The 24568-nt window shown below is 39.8% G+C and carries 20 protein-coding genes; 11 read left to right on the plus strand and 9 right to left on the minus strand.

The features are described 5' to 3' along the window. Positions 1–11: 11 nt before the first annotated feature. From pdxA to lptD, 3 genes are read right to left on the minus strand one after another with little or no spacing between them, the layout of a single operon-like run. A complete protein-coding gene (pdxA, locus tag IV514_RS02740) occupies positions 12–995 on the minus strand; it encodes a 4-hydroxythreonine-4-phosphate dehydrogenase PdxA (RefSeq protein WP_206483367.1) in 984 nt (327 codons plus the stop codon). Continuing rightward, positions 995–2287 carry a peptidylprolyl isomerase SurA gene (gene surA / locus IV514_RS02745; RefSeq protein ID WP_206483368.1) on the minus strand — a complete coding sequence of 431 codons (1293 nt, stop codon included), beginning with the start codon at positions 2285–2287 and terminating at the stop codon, positions 995–997. The genes pdxA and surA overlap by 1 nt, the downstream gene beginning before the upstream one ends. 19 nt (positions 2288–2306) lie before the next feature. Next, entirely contained in the window at positions 2307–4583 is a 2277-nt protein-coding gene (gene lptD, locus IV514_RS02750) for an LPS assembly protein LptD (protein ID WP_206483369.1), read from the minus strand. A 167-nt stretch (positions 4584–4750) separates the two neighbouring features. Here lptD and IV514_RS02755 point away from each other — a divergent pair, with 167 nt between their 5' ends. The 4 genes from IV514_RS02755 to IV514_RS02770 all read left to right on the plus strand — a co-directional run bounded on the left by IV514_RS02755 (position 4751) and on the right by IV514_RS02770 (position 7888). After that, positions 4751–5755, plus strand: a complete 1005-nt coding sequence (locus tag IV514_RS02755; RefSeq protein ID WP_206483370.1) for a phosphotransferase — start codon at positions 4751–4753, stop codon at positions 5753–5755. Beyond that, entirely contained in the window at positions 5752–6468 is a 717-nt protein-coding gene (gene murU / locus IV514_RS02760; RefSeq protein WP_206483371.1) for an N-acetylmuramate alpha-1-phosphate uridylyltransferase MurU, read from the plus strand. Before IV514_RS02755 ends, murU begins: the two co-directional genes overlap by 4 nt. Further along, positions 6468–7265: a co-chaperone DjlA gene (gene djlA, locus IV514_RS02765; RefSeq protein ID WP_206483372.1), complete on the plus strand. Its 798-nt coding sequence runs from the start codon at positions 6468–6470 to the stop codon at positions 7263–7265. Before murU ends, djlA begins: the two co-directional genes overlap by 1 nt. A gap of 74 nt (positions 7266–7339) precedes the next feature. After that, positions 7340–7888, plus strand: coding sequence for a YSC84-related protein (locus IV514_RS02770; RefSeq protein ID WP_206483373.1), 549 nt, complete (start codon positions 7340–7342; stop codon positions 7886–7888). A 64-nt stretch (positions 7889–7952) separates the two neighbouring features. Here the strand turns inward: IV514_RS02770 and IV514_RS02775 are convergent, their stop codons facing one another. The 4 genes from IV514_RS02775 to IV514_RS02790 all read right to left on the minus strand — a co-directional run bounded on the left by IV514_RS02775 (position 7953) and on the right by IV514_RS02790 (position 13654). Beyond that, positions 7953–8909 carry a DUF3530 family protein gene (locus IV514_RS02775; RefSeq protein ID WP_206483374.1) on the minus strand — a complete coding sequence of 319 codons (957 nt, stop codon included), beginning with the start codon at positions 8907–8909 and terminating at the stop codon, positions 7953–7955. Between the two features lie 65 nt (positions 8910–8974). After that, a complete protein-coding gene (gene rluA / locus IV514_RS02780; RefSeq protein WP_206483375.1) occupies positions 8975–9643 on the minus strand; it encodes a bifunctional tRNA pseudouridine(32) synthase/23S rRNA pseudouridine(746) synthase RluA in 669 nt (222 codons plus the stop codon). Between the two features lie 15 nt (positions 9644–9658). Then, positions 9659–12583 (minus strand): RNA polymerase-associated protein RapA, encoded by a 2925-nt coding sequence (gene rapA, locus IV514_RS02785; RefSeq protein ID WP_206483376.1) that lies wholly within the window; start codon positions 12581–12583, stop codon positions 9659–9661. Between the two features lie 231 nt (positions 12584–12814). Beyond that, positions 12815–13654, minus strand: a complete 840-nt coding sequence (locus tag IV514_RS02790; protein ID WP_206483377.1) for an isopenicillin N synthase family oxygenase — start codon at positions 13652–13654, stop codon at positions 12815–12817. A 164-nt stretch (positions 13655–13818) separates the two neighbouring features. Between IV514_RS02790 and IV514_RS02795 the strand changes: the two genes are divergently transcribed. The 4 genes from IV514_RS02795 to IV514_RS02810 all read left to right on the plus strand — a co-directional run bounded on the left by IV514_RS02795 (position 13819) and on the right by IV514_RS02810 (position 19183). Continuing rightward, positions 13819–14121 carry a hypothetical protein gene (locus IV514_RS02795; protein WP_206483378.1) on the plus strand — a complete coding sequence of 101 codons (303 nt, stop codon included), beginning with the start codon at positions 13819–13821 and terminating at the stop codon, positions 14119–14121. Positions 14122–14206: 85 nt separating this feature from the next. Then, positions 14207–16768 carry an EAL domain-containing protein gene (locus IV514_RS02800; RefSeq protein WP_206483379.1) on the plus strand — a complete coding sequence of 854 codons (2562 nt, stop codon included), beginning with the start codon at positions 14207–14209 and terminating at the stop codon, positions 16766–16768. A gap of 69 nt (positions 16769–16837) precedes the next feature. Beyond that, complete coding sequence (dbpA, locus tag IV514_RS02805; protein WP_206483380.1) at positions 16838–18232, plus strand: ATP-dependent RNA helicase DbpA; 1395 nt, start codon at positions 16838–16840, stop codon at positions 18230–18232. A gap of 75 nt (positions 18233–18307) precedes the next feature. Beyond that, positions 18308–19183: a mechanosensitive ion channel family protein gene (locus tag IV514_RS02810; protein ID WP_206483381.1), complete on the plus strand. Its 876-nt coding sequence runs from the start codon at positions 18308–18310 to the stop codon at positions 19181–19183. Position 19184: 1 nt separating this feature from the next. On the opposite strand, the gene IV514_RS02815 is transcribed toward IV514_RS02810, so the two are convergent. Further along, positions 19185–20186, minus strand: a complete 1002-nt coding sequence (locus tag IV514_RS02815) for a hypothetical protein (RefSeq protein WP_206483382.1) — start codon at positions 20184–20186, stop codon at positions 19185–19187. A 232-nt stretch (positions 20187–20418) separates the two neighbouring features. Here IV514_RS02815 and IV514_RS02820 point away from each other — a divergent pair, with 232 nt between their 5' ends. Together IV514_RS02820 and IV514_RS02825 are read left to right on the plus strand one after the other, a co-directional pair. Further along, the gene (locus tag IV514_RS02820) at positions 20419–22200 is read left to right on the plus strand and encodes an acyl-CoA dehydrogenase C-terminal domain-containing protein (RefSeq protein WP_206483383.1); all 1782 of its coding nucleotides are present in this window, start codon (positions 20419–20421) and stop codon (positions 22198–22200) included. A gap of 113 nt (positions 22201–22313) precedes the next feature. After that, positions 22314–22889: a glutathione S-transferase family protein gene (locus tag IV514_RS02825; protein WP_206483384.1), complete on the plus strand. Its 576-nt coding sequence runs from the start codon at positions 22314–22316 to the stop codon at positions 22887–22889. Positions 22890–22909: 20 nt separating this feature from the next. Here the strand turns inward: IV514_RS02825 and IV514_RS02830 are convergent, their stop codons facing one another. Beyond that, positions 22910–23548 (minus strand): MipA/OmpV family protein, encoded by a 639-nt coding sequence (locus tag IV514_RS02830; protein WP_206483385.1) that lies wholly within the window; start codon positions 23546–23548, stop codon positions 22910–22912. Between the two features lie 332 nt (positions 23549–23880). Here IV514_RS02830 and IV514_RS02835 point away from each other — a divergent pair, with 332 nt between their 5' ends. Then, positions 23881–24567 (plus strand): 1-acylglycerol-3-phosphate O-acyltransferase, encoded by a 687-nt coding sequence (locus IV514_RS02835; protein ID WP_241242153.1) that lies wholly within the window; start codon positions 23881–23883, stop codon positions 24565–24567. Position 24568: the final 1 nt, after the last annotated feature.

Genomic DNA, 24568 nt, shown 5'->3' on the forward strand with positions numbered 1-24568 from the left:
GGTAAAACGTGTTAAGTCTGATTATTGGCTAATGTGATGGCAGTATTAATTGCCTGATAAAAACTACCTGGCTCAGCTTGGTCCGTGCCTGCTAATTCAACGGCCGTGCCATGATCAACTGAAGTGCGAATAAAAGGCAGTCCTAAGGTAATATTAACTGATTTACCAAAACCTTTATATTTTAGCACTGGAAGACCTTGATCGTGATACATGCTCAGTACCGCATCAGCGTCTTGTAGGTACTTATCTTGAAAAATAGTATCTGCGGGGAGTGGCCCAATCACATTGACACCTTGAGCTCTCAACTCATTTAATACAGGTGTCATTACTTCAATTTCTTCCCGACCTAAATGACCATCTTCTCCAGCGTGAGGGTTAATACCGCAGACGTAAATTTTAGGGTGAGTAATACCAAACTTGTTGAGCAAATCTTGGTGTAAAATATTAGTCACTTTCTTTAGACGCTCAGGGGTAATGGCTTTGGAAACATAAGCAAGCGGAATATGCGTTGTTACCAGAGCAACTCTTAACCCTTCTGTTGCTAACATCATCACCACATCTTGACAGTTCGCTTGAGAAGCAAAGTACTCAGTATGACCACTAAATGCGATGCCCGCTTTATTGATTAATCCTTTATGAACAGGTCCAGTAACTACAGCATCAAATTCACCGCTGATGTTCTTTTCACTGGCTATCCTGAGCGTTTCGACCACATAGTGACCATTAGCTGCATCTAATTCGCCAATCACGCAAGGAGCACCAAGCTCAACGGATAACACCGTCAATGTATTCGCTGGTTGTGGTGTCGCAGGAACGCTTGGGTCGTATTCTGTAAAGGTGATGTTAGCACCTAACGTTGCAGCTCTTGATTGTAAAAGTTCAAGTGATGCTACGACAACCAGTTGTGCTGGCCAGGCTTGTTGCGCCATTGCAATAGTTAAATCTGGGCCAATCCCTGCCGGTTCACCTGGGGTGATTGCAATGCGTTTAGTCATTACTTGTTACTCTGCTCTAAAATTTCAATATAAGCTTCATCTCTTAGCTCTTTAATCCAACGTGTACTTTCAGTTGAATATTTGCGTTTATAAAGCAGTTGGTAGGCACGGTTTTCATTCATACGTTGTGTTGCATCTAGTGTACGGCGGCCGGTTAATTCAGCTAAGTGCCAGCCAAATGAAGAACGAAATGGTTGTGATAACTCATTTTCTTTGAGTTTTGCTAATTCCTCAGCAAAGGCAGGATCATAGCTTTTAGGATCCGCCCAACCTAAATCTCCACCTTTTACCGACGTGGGACCATCGGAATGCTCTTTAGCTAATTCAGCAAAATCTGCTTCACCAGCTAAAATTTGTGCGCGAAAATCTTTCAACATTTGTTCTGCTTTCGCTTCGCTTAAAATGATCGATGGTTCAATAAGGATGTGACGAGATTTCACCTCTTCAACTTCCACAACCTGACGTCCTCTGATATCAACTAATTTGACGATACTAAAGCCTAGACCTGTTCTAATGGGACCAAGAATGGTGCCTTTGTCTTTACCTTCAATAATTTCAGAGAATAAGGTTGGCATTTCATTAATGCTCTTCCAGCCTAAATCTCCGCCTTCTAGTGCTTTATCGCCACCCGATGAAGCGATAGCAATTCGTTTAAAATCACTGCCACTGTTGAGTAACTCAATGACCTTTTCTGCACGCTCTTTTGCTGCGGTCATGTCCGCCTGAGTAGGCTCAGGTGGAAATTCAATTAAAATATGTCCTAAACGATACTCGACATCATTGTTGGTTTGCTCCTTCATTACCGAAAGCAAATTGGCAACTTCTTGTGGTGAAATATAGATGCGACGACGAACACTATTACGTTTTACTTCTCCAGAAATAAGCTCTTTACGCACATTTTCACGGTACTTTTCATAATCGAGCCCTTCATCGACGATGGATTGGCGAAATTGTTCGAGCGTTAAGTTATTTTCACTCGCCATATTAGATAGGGTTTGATCTAATTGAGCATCACTAATTTGTATGCCCATTCGTTCACCAATTTGCGCAACTAAGCTATCGTTAATCAGCTTATCCATCACTTGCACGCGTAATGCTTTGTCGCTAGGTAAGCTTTGATTACTTTTACTGGCCTGTTGTTTAATATTATTGATCAGTTCAGTCACTTCAGATTCTAGTACAACACCTGAATTGACAATGGCAGCTACGCGGTCTAATGCGACTTCTTTTGCATTAAGGTTGGCACTTAAAAGTAGTGCGGTAAATGCGCAAATTTTTAATATGATTTTCATCTAAGTTCTTTTTCTATTGTTAATTGTTGAGAAAATAAGGGCGTTTGTAACCGAAGATACTAGCATTAAACATGTCGTTAGTACCTACAGGTTTTTGTTCGCCTCCTAGTCCTTTAATTACGAACTGTACCATGAAACCACTATCAAATTCATCGCGGTTTTCATTAAAGTTCTGTTCATCTAAGTTTGAGTTGATGTGCCGGTGATAGGCAAAACGTAATGCCCAGCAGCAACTTTCATACTGAAATCCAGCATAACTTTCTAAACTTCTTTTATTCTGTAAGTCTTGCGTAATACGTCCTACAAATTGCCAGTTGTGGTTGATGGCAAAGTTCGTCAGCAGTGATACTTGTTCTAGACTCGTACCTGAGACATTGCGAGTATACCTATGGTTCAATTGAATTGATTGATTATTGTTAAAATAATAATCCAGAGAGCTTTGGCTCTTGTTGGTTTGGTTATCTTTGGTGTTATATTGAATATCACCGCTAAACTGCCATTGGCGGTTGATTTGCATAAAAATTTCACTTGCCAGAGCAGACTCATCGTTATTGCTTTGCCGGCTATTATTTAACAAGTTGTTTTCATTACTTAAGTAAACGATCCGGCCAATACTTAATCTAAAGGTTTCTTCACTGAGCGGATTGAGCACGCGACTGGTTAAACCCCAAGAATACTGATTAGCCTGGGCTATTCGATCCAAACCACTAAAGCGTTGATCTCTAAATAAACCATTATAATCGTCTTGTAATGGCGTGGTGTCGTATAGCCCTATCGCACTTTGATCTTCATCGGGAATATACAAATACTGCAATTGTGGTTCGAGTGTTTGGGTATAGGATTGTTGAAAAAGTGACATGGTGCGATCGAAATTGATACCACCATGAAAACGTACTTTAGGTAATGTACGAGAAACACTTTCTTTTAATTGGCTAAAAGCTTCAATTCGTTTTTGGTGATAGTTAGTTTGTAACAGTTTAAATTCTGAGTTTAAAAACCAAGCAGGGGTTGAATAGGGGAAAATAGCCCCTGCTTCGATATGGTAACGATCTGCCTCGGGTAAATTGCGGTTGTCGCTGGTAAAACGGGTAAGTTCCGAGTAAATATCAAATTGCCCCTCTAACCAGGGAAGCGCTTGAAAGCTGCTAAATTCAATATGGGGTAATGTTTTGTAACTGGTGCGATGCTTACCCAGTACCTCAAAATCTTGTAACAGGACTTTTGCTTGCCAATTATCACTAAAATAAGCTAATTCACCAATCTGATACAGGTAGGCATCATTTGAGTTATATTGCTCACTGTTAATATCGACTAAATAGTTATCATCACTAATGGTGGTGTAGTCTACATATGCTCTAAAATTTTGCGAGAAGGTGCCAGTATGTTGGAAACGAGCAAGGTAGCGGGCATCATCATTTGCTTTGAGTTCATCATCTTTACTGAGGTATTCAAAATTAATGCTCCCTTGTTGTAGGCCAGTTAAGTAGCGAAATTCAGTTAATAGTTGCATACCACGTTTTGACATATAACGTGGTGTTAGCGTGGCGTCCATATTTGGTGCGATATTCCAGTAATAGGGGGCTTCTATCATTAACCCTGAACGGTCTGAGGTTGAGATTTTAGGGTACAAAAAACCAGATTTACGCTCATTATTGACCGGGAAAGAGAAATAAGGGATGTATAATACGGGGATATCAAACAAGCGAAACCTAGCATTATAGGCTTCGCCATAATTTTTGGCGGTTGATATATTGATTTCACTTGCTTGTAATTGCCAGTCCGGTATTTCACCGTAACATGTAGTAAAGCTGGAGTCTTTTAGGCTTAACGTGCCATCGGAAGTCACCGATATCGAACCTGCCTGACCATGGCCAGGATTATTGGCCATCTGATAGGAAGCTTCTGACAAAACGGTTGACTGTTTAGCTTTACTTGCCTCTAACTGCGATGCAAATATATCGACGCCTTGATTTTGAAAATGAATGTTGCCTTGGGCATTGATATACGAGGTTAGTCGATTGATTTCGATGTGATCGGCGAGCACCGTGTGTGCTTGTTTAAATAAAGTTACTGCGCCAGAAAACTGCGCATATTGATCTTTTTCAATAATGGAAGTATCTGAAATAATATTGATGGCATTGCTATGAATATTTTGATCATTAACCCTGATATTTTTATAACTTGGAATAGGGCAACTAACTTCCTCTGTTTCAGAGGTGGGTATTTGCTGAGCAGTAGCATGGTAAGTTGTTAATGTGCCAATAAAAAATAATAGCGATATACGGAAAAAAGGCATTAACTGTCCGGAAAATTAACATTGATTGTTAGCTGATCACTGCATCGAAAACAGTAAAAAGCGCGCAGTCGATTATTTTAACGTTAAACTCGCTAATAATATAGCAATTTTCTTTGTCATGCGAATTGGTTATATTGGCACTTTATTTTGGCTTAGAGTAGTAGTTTTTGAAAGAGAACAGAAAGCAACAATTACATCAGTGGTTAGCGAGGCAATTTTCGACTGATGGGATTAACTTAAGTAATATGACTGGCGATGCTGGATTTAGACGATATTTTCGCTTTATGGTGGCAAACCAATCTTATATTGCCGTCGATGCACCTACCGACAAGTGTAATAATAATGCCTTTGTTGATATTGCTTATCGTTTACAGAATGCTGGTATTAATGTGCCAACCATCGTTGCCAGTGATTTAGCTCGCGGTTTTTTATGCTTATCTGATCTCGGTGATCAATTGTTGACTCAGCTATTAACCCCACAATCGATGGAGCATTATTATCAACAAGCGATTGAACTATTACCAAGTATTGCTCAGGTATCGACCGAACAATTACCACTTTATGATCAAACATTGATACAAACCGAGCTTGAAATATTTCCGCAGTGGTTATTAAAAGAGCATTTGGCTTTACAATTAACCAATGAGCAACAAGTGCAATTACAACAGTGTTTCGACATCCTAATTGATAATGCCCTTAGTCAACCTAACGTGTTTATGCATCGGGATTTTCATAGTCGTAATATTATGCAACAAGCAGGGAAGTTAGCGGTAATTGACTTTCAAGATGCGGTTGTAGGCCCTATTAGTTATGACATTGTCTCGTTATTGCGAGACTGTTATATCAAATGGCCCAGAAAACAGGTAAAGCTGTTATTAGATCATTACATTGATTTAATGGAAAGTGCAGGCTTAGTGGAAAAATATGATCGCCAGTTATGGCAGCGTTGGTTTGATCTGATGGGGTTACAACGACATATCAAAGCATCAGGAATTTTTGCTCGTTTATTTCATCGAGATAAAAAACCAGGATATCTGGCAGATATTCCATTGACTTTGTCTTATATTGTCGAGGTCAGCGCTGATTATCCGCAACTTTGCTTTTTGCATCATTTAGTTAAAAATGAGGTGCTAGCTAAACTTAACTTGCAGCAATTGGAGGCAGTCAGTTGAAAGCTATGATCTTAGCAGCAGGTCGTGGTGAACGTATGCGTCCGTTAACGGATGAACTTCCTAAACCTTTGTTGAAAGTGGCAGGAAAACCTTTAATTGAACATCATTTAATTAAGTTGCAAAAAATTGGCGTCACTGACGTAGTGATCAATCTTGCTTGGTTAGGTGAAAAAATAGAGGATTATCTACAAGACGGCCGTCGTTTTGGTTTAACGATTCATTACAGTTGGGAATCAGGCGGCGCACTTGAAACCGCTGGCGGAATAATCAAAGCCTTGCCATTGTTAATGGAAGGTGAAAGTGATGTAGATCAACCCTTTTTGGTCATTAATGGTGATATCTTTATTGATTATGATTTTACTCATTTGCCAATATTGGCGGCAGAGACATTGGCGCACTTATGGCTAGTGGATAACCCACCGCATCATTTGGCCGGTGATTTTGCCTTGCAAGGACAACAGTTAGTTAGCAAAGAGACGTCTATATCCCAGACAAGTTATACTTTTAGTGGTATTGGCTTATATCGTCGCTCATTTTTTTCTGAGTTTTTATCTAAAAAAGTGGTGGCACTGGCGCCATTGATTCGTGCTGCAATGAGCAAAGGAGCTGTTTCAGGTACTAAATTAACTGGGTTATGGACAGATGTAGGGACACCAGCACGTTTTCAACAAATCAATCAACAATTAGCTATGCAGGCGAGGACAACGAGTTAATGAAAATATGGGGCAAGGTCTTAGGGTTTTTATTTGGTTTTATGTTAAGTAAAAACCTGTTCGGTGCATTATTAGGCCTATGGTTAGGTCATCGGTTTGATAAAGGTGTGGGTTTCGATTTTGAGGGCTTATCGCGCCAGACCGATGAAAGCCGCCAAGCGGCATTTTTTTATAGCACATTTGCCACCATGGGATTTATTGCTAAAGCCAATGGGCGTGTCACGGAACATGAAATTGCTTTTGCATCGGCTTATATGGATAAGCTTGGTTTACATTCAGATATGCGTCAACAGGCGCAAGATGCGTTTCGTGAAGGCAAAATGGCAGGCTTTCCTGTTGAGGAGCATTTAACTAAATTCAAGCGTCTTTGTATCAATCGCCAAGATTTACTGCTGTTGTTTTTGGAGATTCAAATTCAGGTGGCATTTGCTGATGGTAGTTTAGATAAAGAAGAACGTCAGGCGCTTCATCGAGTTGCCAAAGTACTTGGTTTATCCAGTGCTGAATTAGATCGTTTACTCGAAATGATCATCGCTGGGGCTAATTTTCATCAGCAATCGGGGGCGGCTCACCAGCAAACTAGTCCTCAACAACTGGAAAATGCTTATAAATTATTGGGTGTTAGTCAAAATGCCAATGAGAAAGAGATCAAAAAAGCGTATCGAAAATTAATGGCGCAGCATCACCCTGATAAACTAGTGGCGAAAGGACTTCCTCCGGAAATGATGGATGTTGCTAAACAGAAAGCGCAAGACATTCAAGCAGCATATGAAATGATCCAAGCGCAAAAGACATAGCACTTCATCGCATATTTGTTATTATTTGGTTAACTTTTCAGTAATGTGACTGAAATTTAACGCAAGGAATGAACATGAAAAAACTAATTACTTTGATCATGATGTTGTTTTTATCTTTTAATGTATTTGCGGATAAACAGGCTGATCGCCAAGAAATATTGGATATGCGCAAAGAAGTACTCGCCAAACTTTATAAAGAAGAGCCAAATGCAAGAAATGAAATTAAAGACGCTAAAGGCTATGCGGTTTTTTCTAATATTGGTGTGAATTTGATCTTTCTCTCTGCTGGTGGTGGTAGTGGTGTTGTTCATGATAATAGTACCGGAAAAAACACTTACATGAACATGGCATCTGCAGGAGTGGGTGTTGGTCTGGGAGTGAAAGATTTTAGTGCCGTATTTATTTTTCATACCAAAGAAGCGTTAAATCGCTTTATTAAATATGGCTGGGATTTTTCTGGTCAAGCGGATGTTGCAGCTAAATCAGGTAAAAAAGGTGCTGAAGGCAGTGCCGCTGGCACGATTGTCAATGGCGTGTCTATTTATCAAATGACTGAAACTGGCTTGGCATTACAAGCAACATTACAAGGAACCAAGTACTGGGTCGACAGTGATCTAAACTAGTGAGAATTTGGGTAGTGATGCCTGTCAGTATTCTTGATTGGTGGTATTGGCTTGATTGCTGATATTACCAACCAAGTGATTTTAACCATCCGTTAATCGTTTTAGTTAATGCTGTTTCTGGGTAATATCCCGTGTGGGTATTAAACAATTCTTTTTGTCGATAATACGACTTTAATTCCTTATTGACGTACTTTTTGCGTAATGCCACTGATGATTTTATCAACCGTTGATCGGTTCGAAGATACAGATCTAGTACTGGCAGGTCAGTTTGTGCTAAATGTTCAGCACTTTGCTGGTTAGTGTGAGCATCATCGATATAAGCGCTTAATATCACTAGTGCATTAGGTGGCTCGGTGAGTTGTTGTTGATATTGAGTAAGTAATAATGCGCCATGGCGTCCTTCAGCAACCATGACAATGATGCCGGGATAATTTTTTGCTTTTTCGGTGATGGCTGTCAGTATTTTTGCCAATTGCTCATTATATTGTGTGATTGTTTTGCTGTTTTCTTCATTGCGCTGATTAAGCGGCTGCGCTGTTGAAGGATATGCAGCAGGCTTTGGTGTTGGTTGTATACTGATCGTTGTCCAGCCGTGTTGTGGCATGCTTTGACGTAAATAATTGATTGCTTTGGGACTGGTGGCGCTTTGTTGCCAATCAGCAAGTAATACCATGACTCCCTTACTATTGCTGGTAGCATTGGTTTCGATTAATGAAATATGTTGCTCTGGCCCAACAAGAATCGGCTCAATCAGTTGCTCATCAAGGTAATGGTTAATATCTGATATTTGTAATTCAGTGGGATCTAGCGGAGGCGCAATCTTCATATCGCTGCGCTTAACATCAGGGGCTGTCTCGCGATTTTCTTCTGTTTTTTTATCGTCAGCAGGTTTTTTTTGTTCAGTGCTTGGTTTGTTTGATTGGGGCTGTTCGTCTTGCATCGTCGCAAATACTTGATTATTGCTGGCGATAAAAACAAGCAATACTACGCCATTAACAAGCAACCGTGAAAATTTACCCATGCACTTTCCTTAAAAATTAAGACAATAAACTGCGCTTATTCTGCATTATCTAATAGTAAATACAATTAGCTGAACGGGCAAGGTGCTTCAAAAGTTAACGTTTGCTCAGAAACGGGATGACTGATCTGTAACCATTTGGCATGCAGTTGTAATCGAGGACTTTCTGTTAATGCCTTATCATGGGCATAGAGTCTATCACCTAAAATAGGATGACCTAAGGCAAGCATATGCACCCTAAGTTGATGAGAACGTCCAGTAATAGGGAGCAGTTCAACAAAGGTGCTGTTTTCTGAGTAAGATAATACATGATAATGGGTTTTAGCTTGTTTACCATTTTCATGATCGACTTTTTGTTTTGGTCGATTCGGCCAGTCACAGATCAAGGGGAGATCAATCGTTCCGTCCTGTTCCTGTACGTGGCCATAGACGCGTGCGAGGTATTGTTTTTGTGTTTTTCGCTGTTCAAATTGGCGACTAATATGAACATGGGCTGCTTTGTTTAACGCCATTAATATTATCCCTGAGGTCGCCATATCAAGCCTGTGCACTATGGTTGCACTGGGAAGTACGCGTTGTACCCGAGTTTGTAAACAATCGCGATGTTCAGTTAAACGACCGGGTACAGTTAATAAGCCACTGGGTTTGTTAAGTACCACGATATCCTTATCTCGATAAACAATATCAAGATAAGGTGATAAAGGTGGTCGGTAAATGAAGTCAGGGTTAGCACTCATGGTATTTACTGATCGCTAATTGCTCACAACGACTAAGCGGATCGCTTCAAACTTCAGCTGCGCTTTATGAATATAGTTGGCCAACTCTGTTTGTTGATGCTTGATAAAGTCTAGCTCGTCTTGGCGTACACTGGGGTTAATGGCTTTTAAAGCACTTAGGCGCTGAAATTCTCGTTCAAGCTGCTCTTCCATACGGGCTTGTGCTTTTGCTTGAACCTCTGCAACACATTCTTCAGCATGACCTTGTGCCTTAGCAACTAGTGGCGATACTTGCTCTTTTAAGGCTTTTACTAATTGTAATGCCACTTGTTTTTTCACCGGTGTTAACTGTTGATCTAATACCTCGGCACTGACTTTATCAGCAAGGTTATTGCCATTTTTATCGACTAATACGCGAATCGGGGTAATAGGTAAATAGCGGTTTAATTGCAACTGACTAGGTGCAGTCGCCTCAATAGTAAATAAACATTCAATAAAGAAAGTGCCTGCTGGTAAGGCCGGATTTTTTAATAAACCTATGCTGGAGTTGCCAATATCATCCGATAAAATCAGATCCATCGCACCAATGACCATGGGATGATCCCAAGTCAATAACTGGTAATCCTCGCAGGCCAGAGCGGTGTCTCGATTAAAAGTGATTGTGGTTCCATCATCGGGTAAGCAAGGAAAATTACCACTAAGCATGTGTTCAGTGGGCTGCAGTGCAATGGCGTTATCTGACTTATCATCTTGGGCAATACCAAAGACGTCAAGCACCTGAAACATAAATTGCGGTAATTGTGTTTGACAGTCTAAAGCGGCTATATCCTCAACGAGTTGTTCAGCTTTTCCTTGTCCTGAAGAATTAAGTTCTAATAATTTATCTCGGCCAGCTTCTAATTCCGCTTTTAATGTTAAGTGTTTCTGGTGGCTAGCTTGTATAAGCTGATCGATATCTGTCTGGGCGGGAGCCGCAGAAAATGTCAGGGCGTTTAATGTCTCGGAAAACGCTTCATATACTGCCCGACCCGTGATACAGGTATGTTCAAAGGCATTGAGTGCTTGATGATACCATTGGAATAACATGCTTTGCGGTGAATGTTCGAAATAAGGCACATGCAGTTGAATGGTCTGTGTTTGCCCGATACGATCGAGTCGACCAATACGCTGTTCAAGCAAGTCAGGATTAGTAGGTAAATCAAACAACACTAAGTGATGAGCAAATTGGAAGTTACGGCCTTCACTGCCGATCTCTGAACACAGTAAGACTTGAGCGCTATCTTCATCTTGAGCAAAATAAGCTGCGGCGCGATCCCGTTCAAAAATACTTAATCCTTCATGAAATACCGCAGCGCGCATACCTTCTTTTACGCGTAGGGCTGTTTCTAATTCAATCGCGGTTTGTGCATGGGCACAAATGACTAAAACTTTCTCTTTATTCAGTGATTTTAGTAAATCAATTAAATAGTCAACTTTAGGGTCAAAATCGTACCAAGGTTCGACTCCATTTAAGCTATAGAGCATTTCTGGTGTCACAAGGTATTGTGCTTGTTTACTTTGTTGGAGGTTCTCAACATTATCGCTAAGCAAAAAGTCTTCAAGTGTTTCTTGATATTGCTGTGGTAGCGTGAGCGCTGTTGCGTTTAGTTGTCGTGCTGGAAAACCTTGGATCGTGTTACGGCTATTTCTAAATAGAATGCGACCAGTGCCATGACGATCAAGCAGTTGTGATAATACTTGTTGGCGAATATCATGCTGCGCTTGCGCATTTCCCTCTTGGTTGATCTGTGCAAGTTGTTCGCTAATATCCGTTTCGCTTAATAACTGTTGTAGGGTACTGATCTGCTCATTTGTTAACGCTTCCTTGGCAACAAGGGCATTAGCTGCATCGGCAACTTCAGTATAATGCGTTTCTTCTTCAGTAAATTTTTGGTAGTCATAGAAGCGATCAGCATCGAGCAAACGTAAGCGCGCAAAGTGACTTTCATGGCCTAATTGATCCGGTGTTGCCGTTAATAGCAAAACACCAGGAATTGACTGTGCTAATTGTTCCACACATAAATATTCCATGCTGGCGTTATCAAGTTGCCAATCTAGATGATGCGCCTCATCTACTACCATTAGATCCCAGTCTTCAGCAATTAATGATTCATACCAATCAGGATGTTCAGTAATAAAGGTTAAGTTCACTAATACCAGTTGTTCTGCACTAAACGGGTTGACGGTTTCACCTTCTTCGGCACTGTTAGCTATTTCTTGGCAGCGGGTTTCGTCAAAAATGCTGAATTTAAGATTAAATCGGCGCAACATTTCTACTAACCATTGATGCATTAATGATTCTGGCACTATGATCAGTACTCGTTTAGCGCGTCCTGTCACTAATTGCTGGTGAATAATAAGGCCAGCTTCGATAGTTTTACCTAAACCAACTTCATCTGCCAGTAATACCCGAGGTGCAAATCGACTACCGACTTCTTCAGCGATATATAATTGATGGGGGATCAGGCTAACACGACCACCAATTAATCCGGTTAAGTCTGATTGTTGCTGAGTATATTGGTGATTTAAGCTGTCTTTACGCAGTCGAAACCAGTCTAAGCGGTCTACCTGACCATTAAGTAGGCGATCTTGTGGTTTATTAAATTTAATAAAGTGATCGATCATCACTTCTTTTAATTCGGCATGCTCACCATTATCTAATCGCTTACCGCTATATGTGATCAAACCTGAGTTTTCTTCAATATGATGAACGGCTAAATGCCAACCTTCATGACTTGGTATGATGTCACCTTCATTGAAGATGACTCGCGTGAGCGGTGCATTGGCTATTGCGTATTTTCTCATGTCGCCAGTAGCGGTAAACATAATTGAAACAAATCTGTTTTCAACAGCGGTTACTGTACCTAACCCTTGATCTGATTCACCATCACTGATCCAACGTTGGCCGGGATGAAACGACATAGAACACTCCAATAGTTTAAACTTGAATACAATCTGAGCTCATTTGGCTAAAATGTGGGCTCACATTAAAAAAAAGGCGCTATGGTACCGTTAATCATAGCTGTGATCATCAAATAATTCTGAAAAATTTTAGGCTTGTTGAACAATTGAGCAGATGAAGGAGTAGTTGAGCTGAGATGCACCATATAATGCTTCTCGGCTCAGGTTTTTACTTATTTAATCAAGCTTATGTTATTTAACACCAAGCTCTTTTAAGCGCTCAAGTAAGTAGCTTTTTTGTGTGTGTCTTTCTGAAAGTACCACTTCGTCTCTTGGATGCAAAAATAACGGCAATGAAATACGTGACTTGGTCGCATTTTCGCCGCTGGGGTTGACTACACGATGGCTAGTCGATGGGAAATAGCCCCCTGAGGCTTCTTGAAGCATATCGCCAATATTAATGATCAGATTACCAAAGTCAGCCGGAATATCTAGCCAGGTGCCATCTTGCGCTTGTACCTGTAAACCTGGTTCATTAGCGGCGGGTAAAATGGTTAATAGATTGATATCCTCATGTGCTGCTGCACGTAATGCTCCTGGCTCTTCGTTGCCCGTTAAAGGGGGATAATGAAGTACACGTAATAAAGTATTTGGTGTGTCTTTGATCATGTTAGACAAGGGTTCTGAATAATGTTTTGCTACTTCTTCAGGACTATATTGTTCGACCCAATCCAATAATTCTGCCGCGAGCTCAGAAGTGTTGTGATAATAGGTGAGGATCTCATCTTTAAGTTCGTCAGGAATACGGCCCCAAGGGTATATATGATAATACTCTTTAATGTCTTTTTGCTGATGTCCTTTTGCCGTTTCTGAGATCTCAGGAGCAAAGTAACCGTCTTGTTTCGCTGGATCAAACGCAAAGTCTTGTGGATTACCTTGAGTAAAAAATTGGTACCAGCGTTTATAAATGGATTCAACTAATGATTGTTGAATTGGGTGGTTCGTTAGCACCCCAAAGCCCGTTGATTTTAAACTTTCAACAAAGCGTTTTGGTGCATCTTTTGATTGATAATCAACAACTTGAACTTGCATGTTGGTATCCTAACGTATTTGATAGAGCAAAAAGTAAATGAATTATAAAACAAAACTTGTCTATTTGGTCAATTATTTATCGTTTTAACATCCGACTTTAGAAACTTGAAATAGCTGTCTATACTCAAATAATAAAAATAATTTAGTCCAGAGAAGTACTTATCATGAAACTAGTCAATGTTACTGTCAGTTCTGCTATGGTGTTATTATCCAGTTGCGCCACTCAAGAAAATGTCTGTGAAGATATTACTATAGCAAATGAGCAGCTCCAGCAGTGCCAAGTATTACAAAAGCAAATAGCGAAGGCGAAAGATCGCCCTATTATTCGTACAGAGCTTGAACGTCGTTATCAAACAGATTGTGTTGATGTGCGTTATTATCGCGATGAACATCAAGAAGCTATATGTGGTAACAAACAGCAATTGGAACAGTTGAAACAAAAAGGCGATAACAGCTCCGACCAATAATTAGGATAGTGACATCCAACACTAGAAATTTTATTAAAATCCCGTCATTATGTGGCACTACTTATCAGTATATCCCAGTAGTGATATGACAAACGTAACAAACAGTGAACTAACATTATTAGAGCAAGATAAGCAATTAGCAAAAGAGGCAATTGAATTACTTGATAAGTATCGAAAGCTTCAAGATCGCTATACTGCATTACTAAAGCTTAATCAGCTGTCAAATGAATGCACTGATTTGGATACATTTTTTAGTCAAATTCAGCAAGCTATCTCATCGATCATGAATGCCAATAATTTCTATATTGTCATGTACGATCAAACCTTTCAAACGCTTGAGTTTGTTTATCACGTCGACGAAAAAGATGACTACCCGCGTGGCACATTTGATTTTGAAAAATTTAAAGGCTCGCTTACTTGCCATGTTATAGAAACCGGTAAACCGTTACTGGCAACTCCAGAAATATTACAAGGCTTGATTGCCGAAGGAAAACTAAAAGCAATAGGAACATTAGGAACCGACTGGTTAGGGGTTCCGTTGATCAGTGATGGCTTTGTTATCGGGGTAATGGTGGTACAAAGTTATAGCGAATCGACAAGGTATCAAGAGCATGATTTAGATATGTTGACTTTTACTGCACAACATACCGTTTCTGCCATGGCGCGTTTACAAGATCGTGAACGTTTACAAAAAGCCGTTGATGCTAGAACTCGTGAGCTTATGAAGCAAATTCGAGAACGGGAAAAGTCAGAGTTATTACAAGAATCATTGTTTAGGATCTCAGAGCTTACCAATCAAGCATCATTAGATTTGAATAAGTTTTACCCTAAGGTGCACAATATTGTTGGACAATTAATAAATGCTGAGAACTTTTATATTGCAAAATATGATCGGGTAAAAGATGAATTATCTTTTGTCTATTATTCGGAACAAAGTAATGACGAAATTAAGCGTAAATTCAGTACCAGAAAATTTTCTAATGGTTTTACTGAATTGGTGATCAGCTCGGCTGATACTGTGCTGCTTAGTGATCTCGACATGCTGGAATTATATCAGCAAAATAAAACCTTAAAACCTACTGGGGAAACTAAGTCGTGGCTTGGTGTGCCATTACTGCAAAATGGTGAAGCAATCGGGGCGATGGTGCTACAAAGCTATCACACCGATGTGGTTTATAACGAGCAAGACGCAGAACTCCTAAACTTTGTCTCTCAGCATGTTGCTACTGCGATCAAACGTCGTGAACTAGCGATTTTTGAACGTAAAACCCAAGAATTGTTAGAACAACAAGTTAAACATCGTACTGCTGAATTAGAAGAAGAAATCAAGCAACGGGAAAAAATAGAACAAAAGTTAAAGTACGCAGCATCTCATGATAGCTTAACAGGCTTACCGAATAGGACTGTTTTTCTTGATTTATTAAACCATGCCATTGCCTGCCACAAGCGCCGTCCTGAGTTACAGTTTGCCGTACTATTTCTTGATTTAGACCGCTTTAAAGTGGTCAACGATAGTTTAGGGCATCATGCTGGGGATATTTTATTAAAGAAAATTGCCAAGGGGTTGTCTACCTTAGTACGAAACAAGGATACCGTGGCGCGACTCGGTGGTGATGAATTTGTGATACTCATTGAAGATCTTGATAATAAACAAGAAGCATACGATGTTTCACAACGCATTACTGAATGGTTAACTGAACCCTTTATGATCGAAGACCAACCTGTCTTTATCGGTACAAGTATTGGGGTGCTCTTTAATGATATTCATTATGAAAGTGCTGAGTTTATGCTAAGGGATGCTGATACTGCGATGTATCATGCCAAAGATATGGGCAAAGGACGTTACGAAGTATTTGATACTAGTATGCATAAGAAGGTGCAAAACGCGTTAACGTTAGAAGCAGACCTTCGAGAAGGAATACGTGACAAAGAGTTCATCCCGTTTTATCAACCTATCGTGCGTTTATCTGATAATAAAATTGTTGGCTTTGAGGCGTTAGCCCGCTGGCAAAATGAAAAGCGTGGCTTTGTTTTTCCAAATGATTTTATTCCGCTGGCTGAAGAAACGAGCTTAGTGCTAGCGATTGATTTACAAATTATTGAGAAATCATGCCGTCAATTAAAAGCGTGGCAAAATACGTTCAATTGCGATGATCTCTACATAAGCTGTAATCTGTATTGTGATCACTTTTTTAATGATAATTTAGTTGGGGAAATCGCCGATATTATTGAGCGTGTTGGTATTGAACCTCGCCATTTACGGGTTGAGCTAACAGAAAGAGCCTTGTTAGAAAATACCGAAATGGTGCTAAAAAACATGACCGATTTACGAAAGTTTGGCGTAAAAATATTATTAGATGATTTTGGGACCGGCTACTCTAGCTTAAGTTATCTACATCGCTTTCCGATGGATGTGTTAAAAATTGATCGCTCATTTATTAATAATGTTCATGAATATGATAATCATCAGGCAATTATTAAGACCATTATTGATTTAGCCACTAACTTGCAAATGGCAACGGTGGGAGAGGGCATAGAAAATGCTGCTGATGCGATGTTACTTGCCCAGATGGATTGTATTTATGGTCAAGGCTATTTTTTCAATAAACCTATGCCAGCAAACGAGGTAGAAAAATTGCTGAAATAAAACGGATAATGGCAGCGAGAGGAATAAAACTGTTATAATAACGCCACCATCGCTATTTAGAGTGTTAACTTGTCAAACTTACCGTTAAATTTTGCCGCAACATCATTAAAACCTGAGCTACTTGAAAATTTGAAAACCATAGGGTTTGAGCAGATGACGAGTGTTCAAGCTGCCAGCTTACCCGCAATTCTTGCTGGGCAAGACGTTATTGCTCAAGGGAAAACAGGCTCGGGAAAAACCGCCGCATTTGGATTAGGGCTTTTACATCATTTGCAGGTGAAGAAGTTTCGTGTGCAATCGTTAGTGTTATGTCCCACCCGAGAATTAGCCGATCAAGTAGCACAAGAAATAAGACGGTTAGCACGTACCATTCATAACATTAAAGTACTCACTTTATGTGGTGGTTCACCGGTTGGACCGCAAATCGCTTCTTTAGAACATGGCGCACATATCATCGTGGGAACGCCAGGACGTATAGAAGATCATATACGAAAAGGACGATTACAACTTGAGCACTTACAAACCTTAGTACTGGATGAAGCCGACCGCATGTTAGAAATGGGGTTTGAGCCAGCATTAACAGCTATTTTTTCTTCCTGTCCACAGCAAAAGCAAGTGCTGCTTTTTAGTGCGACTTTTCCGACTCAGATCGCCACTATGGCTAAACATATCATGACAGATCCTGTTTCTGTTAAAGTGGACTCAAGGCATGATCACGCTAGCATTGACCAACGCTTTTATCAGGTTAATAGTGATATGGAGCGTTTGAGTGCGGTTGAACAGTTATTAATGCTTGAGCAACCGGAATCGACCGTGATTTTTTGCAGTACTAAGGTACAAACGCAGGAGATTGCCGAACTTCTTAATGCACAAGGGGTGAGTTGTCAGGCTTTGCATGGGGATTTGGAACAACGACAAAGGGATCAAGTGCTCACCTGTTTTGCGAATAAAAGCGTTAACGTGTTAGTGGCTACCGATGTTGCTGCACGTGGGCTGGATGTTGATGGCTTAGACATGGTCATTAATTATCATTTGGCAAGAGATCCTGAAGTGCATGTGCACCGTATTGGACGTACAGGTCGTGCGGGCAGTAAAGGCATTGCCTGTACGCTGATCAGTGATAAAGAAGCGCGTAAATTAATCAAGCTTGAACAGTACTTATCACAAGAGATAATTACCAAGCCATTGCCAACGTTAAGCAATGCTCAAGCATCCGTACCGCGCGCTAAAATGGTAACGTTACAAATTGATGGTGGAAAGAAACAAAAATTACGCCCAGGAGATATATTAGGAGCGTTAACTGCACAAAAAACTATTTCTGCAGATCAGATTGGTAAAATTAATGTCTCGGCATTAGCCACCTTTGTTGCCGTGGAACGTTCTGTCGCCAATCAGGCACTTAAGCTTATTGGTAATGGTAAGTTAAAAGGTCGTAATTTTAAAATTAGAAAATTGAAGTTATAACTAGGGGCTGTAGATCTTTCAAGTTTGTTTTTACAGCAAAGATCAACAGGCCCTAATGAAAAAGGAAGATATGTAATGTCGGCTGAACAACCAAGCACTATTGTCGATAAGACCTCTGGATTATTAAAAGATGAAATCGAGCAAGTGACGGGATTTTATCAGTTACTTTTAGACTTCTTTGCCAATTATAGTTTTCAGTTGGTTGGTGCGTTTATTATTTTTTTACTCGGTTATTATATTGCGGGTAAATTTGCCAAAGTTGTATTAAGACTCTGTGAAAATCAACAATTAGACGTGACTTTAAGTCGCTTTTTGGCCAACACCACTAAAATGCTGGTGGTGGTGATGGTGACAATTGTTGCCTTAAGTAAGTTAGGCATCAGCATCACCCCGTTTATTGCAGCAATTGGCGCAATTTCATTAGGGGCAAGTTTAGCGTTTCAAGGGCTGTTAGCCAACTATGCCGCCGGTTTTAATATTATTTTAATCCGGCCTTTTGTTGTTGGGGATACTATTACTGTGCAAGGGGTGAAAGGCATAGTGCAAGAAGTGTTATTAGCCTATACCATCATTAAAGACGAAGATGAGGTAGAAATCACCATTCCTAATAAACACATTGTTGGTGAAGTGTTACATAATTCTAAAAGTCATACCTTGTTAGAAATGAAGGTTGGTATTTCATATCAAGACGATCCTGTGGCAGTGATTGCTTTAGTTGAAAAAACGCTTCAAGAACTGGCATTTTGTGATGAAGCATCGAAATTACAGGTGGGGATAGATGAATTCGCAGACAGTGCTATTAATATTGGTATTCGATTATGGATCCCTACGTCGACGCTGTATCAAACGAAATATCAAGGTTATAAAGCAATTTATCAGGCATTTTCACAACATAATGTGACCATACCATTCCCGCAGCGGGATGTGCACTTAATTGAAAAAGTTGATTAGTTTAACGAGCTGGCTGTTGGCTTGGCTCATTGTCATCATCTAAGGAGTCTTCTGTATCATCCTCGTTACTTTGGTAAGGAGTATCAAAAGGCTCAATGGTATAGTAACCGCTATTGATTGCTTGTTCGGTTTCAGGCGCAATATTACCTAATGTTAACAATGCTGGGCCTGTTGGCTCAGCAAGTATATAGGTAGAACCCTCGTAGGTGATAGTCTGTTCACCTTGTTCAACTAAAGTGTCTATGCCGATAAGCGCGTGATTTTCTGTATAGACCAACGCCATTTTTATTCGTGGCATCAACATTCTTAGTAACGCTGCGGTGAGTGTTACTTTACTGTCGCAATCCCCTTGATTTTCCCAAAGTAATTTAAGGGGAGGATTAAAACCTGCACCCGATGAAGTAACACGGGACGCTAGCGGAGCATAAGGAATGCTTTGAACAAAATTCAGCACAAAATTGGTGACTTTACGAATGTTTTTGATTGATGCTTTTTTTAAAATAATGTCTTTTAACGGTTTAAAATCAACGGCAGAGTCATAAGCGATACGTGCGTGATCTGGTTTTACCGCACGTATTTGATTGGCTGTGGTAAACAGCTGATAGTATTTGTTGGCAAGGTATTGCTGTGTTACTTCCGCTTTTAGCTTTGCAAGCGTTTGATACGCTTGTTGTACTTTTTCTTGATCGTCAGCGTGAATGTCTATCACCAGTTGATTGTTTGTTTTCTTGATCTCTAACTGCACACCGGTTAACGGTGTTTGCTGTAAACGTTTTAGTAATTGGTTATTGATATACTCTTTGGCGAGTTCAGGCTGGTATCGGCTAAAGTCACGATAGCGATTGAAAATATCTGTTTTGGGAATAGCAAAAGAAATCTCATGTTGATTGCGGGTGTGATCACGCCATTGATAATGAAAAATATAGTCACCTTGTTTAAGTATTTTGCTAAATTTTATTTGCTCGGCTTGTGCGCTATATGGGCCTGCGATAAGTAGGCTCAAAAAAAACAAGGAGTTGTAAAAGGATAGCTTTGCCGTGTTAATAATATAATCCTGATTGATTTTTAACGTAAATACTGACATTGGTCGCAAGAGTAAAGATTTCTTTCCCTATCACTGTATGCAACCTCAAAGCATAGGACAAGTGATTTGCTATTATTACTTTACTTTTTGTTCAATTAGGTTATATTCAAACGCATGTTTGAAATGTATGTTTGATTATTGAGGTTTTATTATGGCTGATTACGTTGCTCCCGTTAAAGATATGAACTATCTCTTGTATGATGTGTTCAAGAATGACCAATTATGGCCGACTTTGCCTAAGTTGGCAGAGCATGTAGACAGAGAAACCTCTGAAGCCATTTTATTAGAATGTGCAAAAATTGCAGAGCAAGTGATAGCTCCTTTGTCACGAGAAGGGGATGAAACTGGTGTTAGTTTTGATAATGGTAAAGTAACAACCGCCCCAGGTTATCAACAAGCATTTCGCACTTATGCTGAAGGTGGCTGGACTGCCCTTGGTGGTGATGTTAACTATGGTGGCATGGGCATGCCAAAAGTGATCACTTCATTACATGAAGAAATGCTTTGTTCTGCCGATATTTCTTTTTCATTATATCCAGGGTTAACAGCTGGTGCTGGTTTATCGCTTGCAAAACATGCCAGTGAAGAACTCAAGCAACGTTATTTAACGCGTATGTATGCGGGTGAATGGGCTGCTACTATGTGTTTAACCGAATCTCATGCAGGTACTGATTTAGGTATGATCCGTACCAAAGCGGTGCCGCAAGATGATGGCAGTTATAAAATTACCGGTAACAAAATATTTATTACCGGCGGTGAGCATGATCTAACTGAAAATATTATTCACTTAGTACTCGCTAAGTTACCGGATGCACCTGCTGGTCCTAAAGGTATTTCATTGTTTTTAGTGCCGAAATACAAGGTGAATGATGACGAAAGCCTAGGTGAGTTTAATCAGGTGTCATGTGGCTCAATTGAACATAAAATGGGAATTCACGCATCGGCAACTTGTGTACTGAATTTTGATGGCTCTGAGGGATACTTAGTGGGTGAGCTAAATAAAGGGTTAGCCTGCATGTTTACCATGATGAACTTTGAGCGTATCGGTGTGGGTATTCAAGGCTTAGGTGCGAGTGAACGTTCTTATCAAAATGCACTAGAGTATGCTAAAGACCGAGTACAAAGTCGCTCTTTATCTGGCGTAAAGTCACCTGAAAAGCCAGCTGATTCAATTATGGTACATGGTGATGTACGCCGTATGTTACTTAACATGAAAGCGTTAAACGAAGGTTCACGTGCACTTTCATTGTATATAGGAATGCAATTAGATATTGCGACTTATGGTGAAGGTGAAGTGCAAACCAAAGCTGAGCAGTTAGTGGCATTATTGACACCATTAGCGAAAGCGTTTTTTACTGACATGGGCTTTGATAATACGGTTGCAGGTCAGCAAATTTTTGGTGGTCATGGTTTTGTCCGCGAATGGGGGCAAGAACAACTGGTGCGTGATGTTCGAATCGCTCAGATATATGAAGGCACAAACGGTATTCAAGCTATGGACTTACTCGCACGTAAAGTCGCGGGTAGCAAAGGCGCATTAATGAAGTTATTCATCGACGATGTGAATGCATATGTCAATGAAACTGTTGCTGATGAAATGGCTGAATTTATCAAACCTTTAGCAAAAGCAAATCAGGAGCTTGCCGAGTTAACTGAGTTCATTCTTGCTTCAACAGGTGATGATATTGAAATATTGGGCACCGCAGCAAATGATTATTTACATGTGTTTGGTTATACGGCAATGGCATTTGTTTGGGCGAAAATGGCTGAAACTTCGTTTGCAAAAATGACTGAAGATACTGATTTTCATACCAGTAAATTAATCACCGCACGCTATTACTTCGCCCGTTTATTACCGCGTCGTCTATCGCTAATTGAAACAATTAAAGCGGGCTCTGCGCCAATGTTTGATCTAGATGAAGCACTATTTTAATACTTGATGCGCAGCTACTGAATGTTAAAACGCCTAATTGTTTCAGTTAGGCGTTTTTTAATGAACAAAACATGCTAAATTTATCATCGACATTGAGTGTTAAAGGAATATTAATGAAATTACTTGGTTCAACAACTTCACCTTTTGTTAGACGTATCCGCATTTACTTAGCGGGGAAAGATTATCAATTTGTTAATTTAGATATTTTTGCAGAACAAGATCGTACAGTGTTAACGGAGAATAACCCTGCTCAGAAAGTACCGGCGCTACTTGATGATGACCAGTGTATTTATGATTCTCGCGTTATCTTCCGATACTTAGCGCAGAAATATCAAGCAGCACCTTTGACCTGGCATCAGGAAAATTTATTAACCTTAATTGATTCGGTCAATGATTCGTTAGTGGCATTGTTATTGTTAAAACGCTCGGATATTGACACTATGCAAGAAGGGTTGTTTTTTAATTTGCAACGTGAGCGAGTAACGAAAGTGTTTGAAGTGCTTGATGACGAAGTGGCAAAAGGTGCTTTTAATCAATGGCATTATCCTGCTATTTGTTTGTGGTGCTTACTTGATTGGGCTGAATTTCGTCAATTAGCGCAGTGGCAACATTTACCCAATTTATCACAGTTTTTTCAACAGCATGCGTCGAAAACTATTTTAGCGGAAACTGATCCTCGCTTATCTTGATGGTGAAAATGCTCAGTAGATTAAAACGAATAGCTTGTTTTGATTAATGCCATTTGAATATTATCGTCATTAATCAACGGGCTATTCTCTATTTTACTGTCTAAAGTAGTGGTAGATATGACACCATGCACTTTCCATTTTGGCGTTATATTATAGGTGCTTACTAACTCTAAAGTAGTATTAGTAGCTAATTGATTTAAACCCGCATGGGTATGACGAAAGTTATCTTTATAGCCGTAATAGCGATTCACTGTATCATTATCAACCGCTTCTATTTTGGCGGATAGCGCTAAACTAAACCGTTCAGTACCAAAAAAATGATAAGCCCCTTGTAGGTAGAGTTGGCTTGTTTCGCTAATATTAGTTGATTGTGTTAATACTCCGGTTGTCGCACTAAAATTACCATAAGAATAGCTGGCATTTAAACCGTTAAAATGATCGATATTGGTTGACGTATTAGAGTTGCTCGGCAGTGTTAACCCAAGTGATTCTGCGCTGTTTAACTGTGTGTGTTTGGGAAACTTTAACGCCTGTACACCCCATTGAGAATGTACATTATCGGTTAGCTGCTTAGCCGTTTTGACTGATACCTGCTTATCGGTTGCCCCATAGACAACTGAGCTACATGCCAGTAAAGCAATAGTCAGAGCGATTTTCATCTTTTTTCCCGAGTGTTATTAAGCTGTTTATATTAGTGCTATTACCTTGGATATTGATTTTATTTGCTGTTTCCAAGTGTAAAATCAGACGACTATTTAACTATAGATCGGTTTTTAATTTTGGTGAGAAATTTTGATAAAAATTTAGCAGAAATTATTTAATTATCTGTTTTTATTTGAATAAAAAAATACTGATTGACGATAGCCCGTGTCGTAGCAAAAAGGGTTAATTCAATGTTAACAGTCGATTTTTACCGCAGGATTAGTGTATACTCGCCCCCGATTAGAACTACCGGAAAACTCATTTGTTAGCATTTATTCGCATAATTTTAATGACATTCGCCATTGTCATTATTTCGATCTGTTCGATCCTATTATGTTTAATTCGCCCTTTTCATCGAAATAACGTCTATCATACGGCAAAATTTTTAGGCAAAGTTTCATATTTGCTCGGGCTGGAAGTAGAGGTTAGGGTGCCGGAGTCGGTCGCTAACGCTTCACCCGCTGTGTTTATTTGTAATCATCAAAATAGTTACGATATTTTTACTGTCAGTAATGCGGTATTACCCAGTACGGTAAGTGTTGGCAAGAAAAGCCTTAAGTGGATCCCATTTTTTGGCCAGATGTATTGGCTTACCGGTAATATTCTTATTGATCGAAAAAATACCAGTAAGGCGATAAATACTATAGCGGTTACGGCAAAAAAAATTCGTGAAAAGCAATTATCTGTGTGGTTGTTTCCTGAAGGTACCAGAAGTAATGGTCGAGGGCTGTTACCATTTAAAACAGGAGCGTTTCGCACCGCATTACAAGCAAAGGTTCCTATTATTCCTGTGTGCGCCAGTAATATGCATAAGAAAATTGATTTAAATCGGTGGGATAATGGTAAAATAATCATCGAGTTTCTCGAACCGATCTCAATGGAAGGGTTGACTAAGGATGATATTCGTTCAGTCGCCAATACCACTCGAGACAAGATGCGTGATAAAATAGCACAAATAGATAAAGAGGTAGCGTGAT

It is taken from the genome of Thalassotalea sp. G2M2-11 (assembly GCF_017168195.1).
Lineage (GTDB): Bacteria > Pseudomonadota > Gammaproteobacteria > Enterobacterales > Alteromonadaceae > Thalassotalea_E.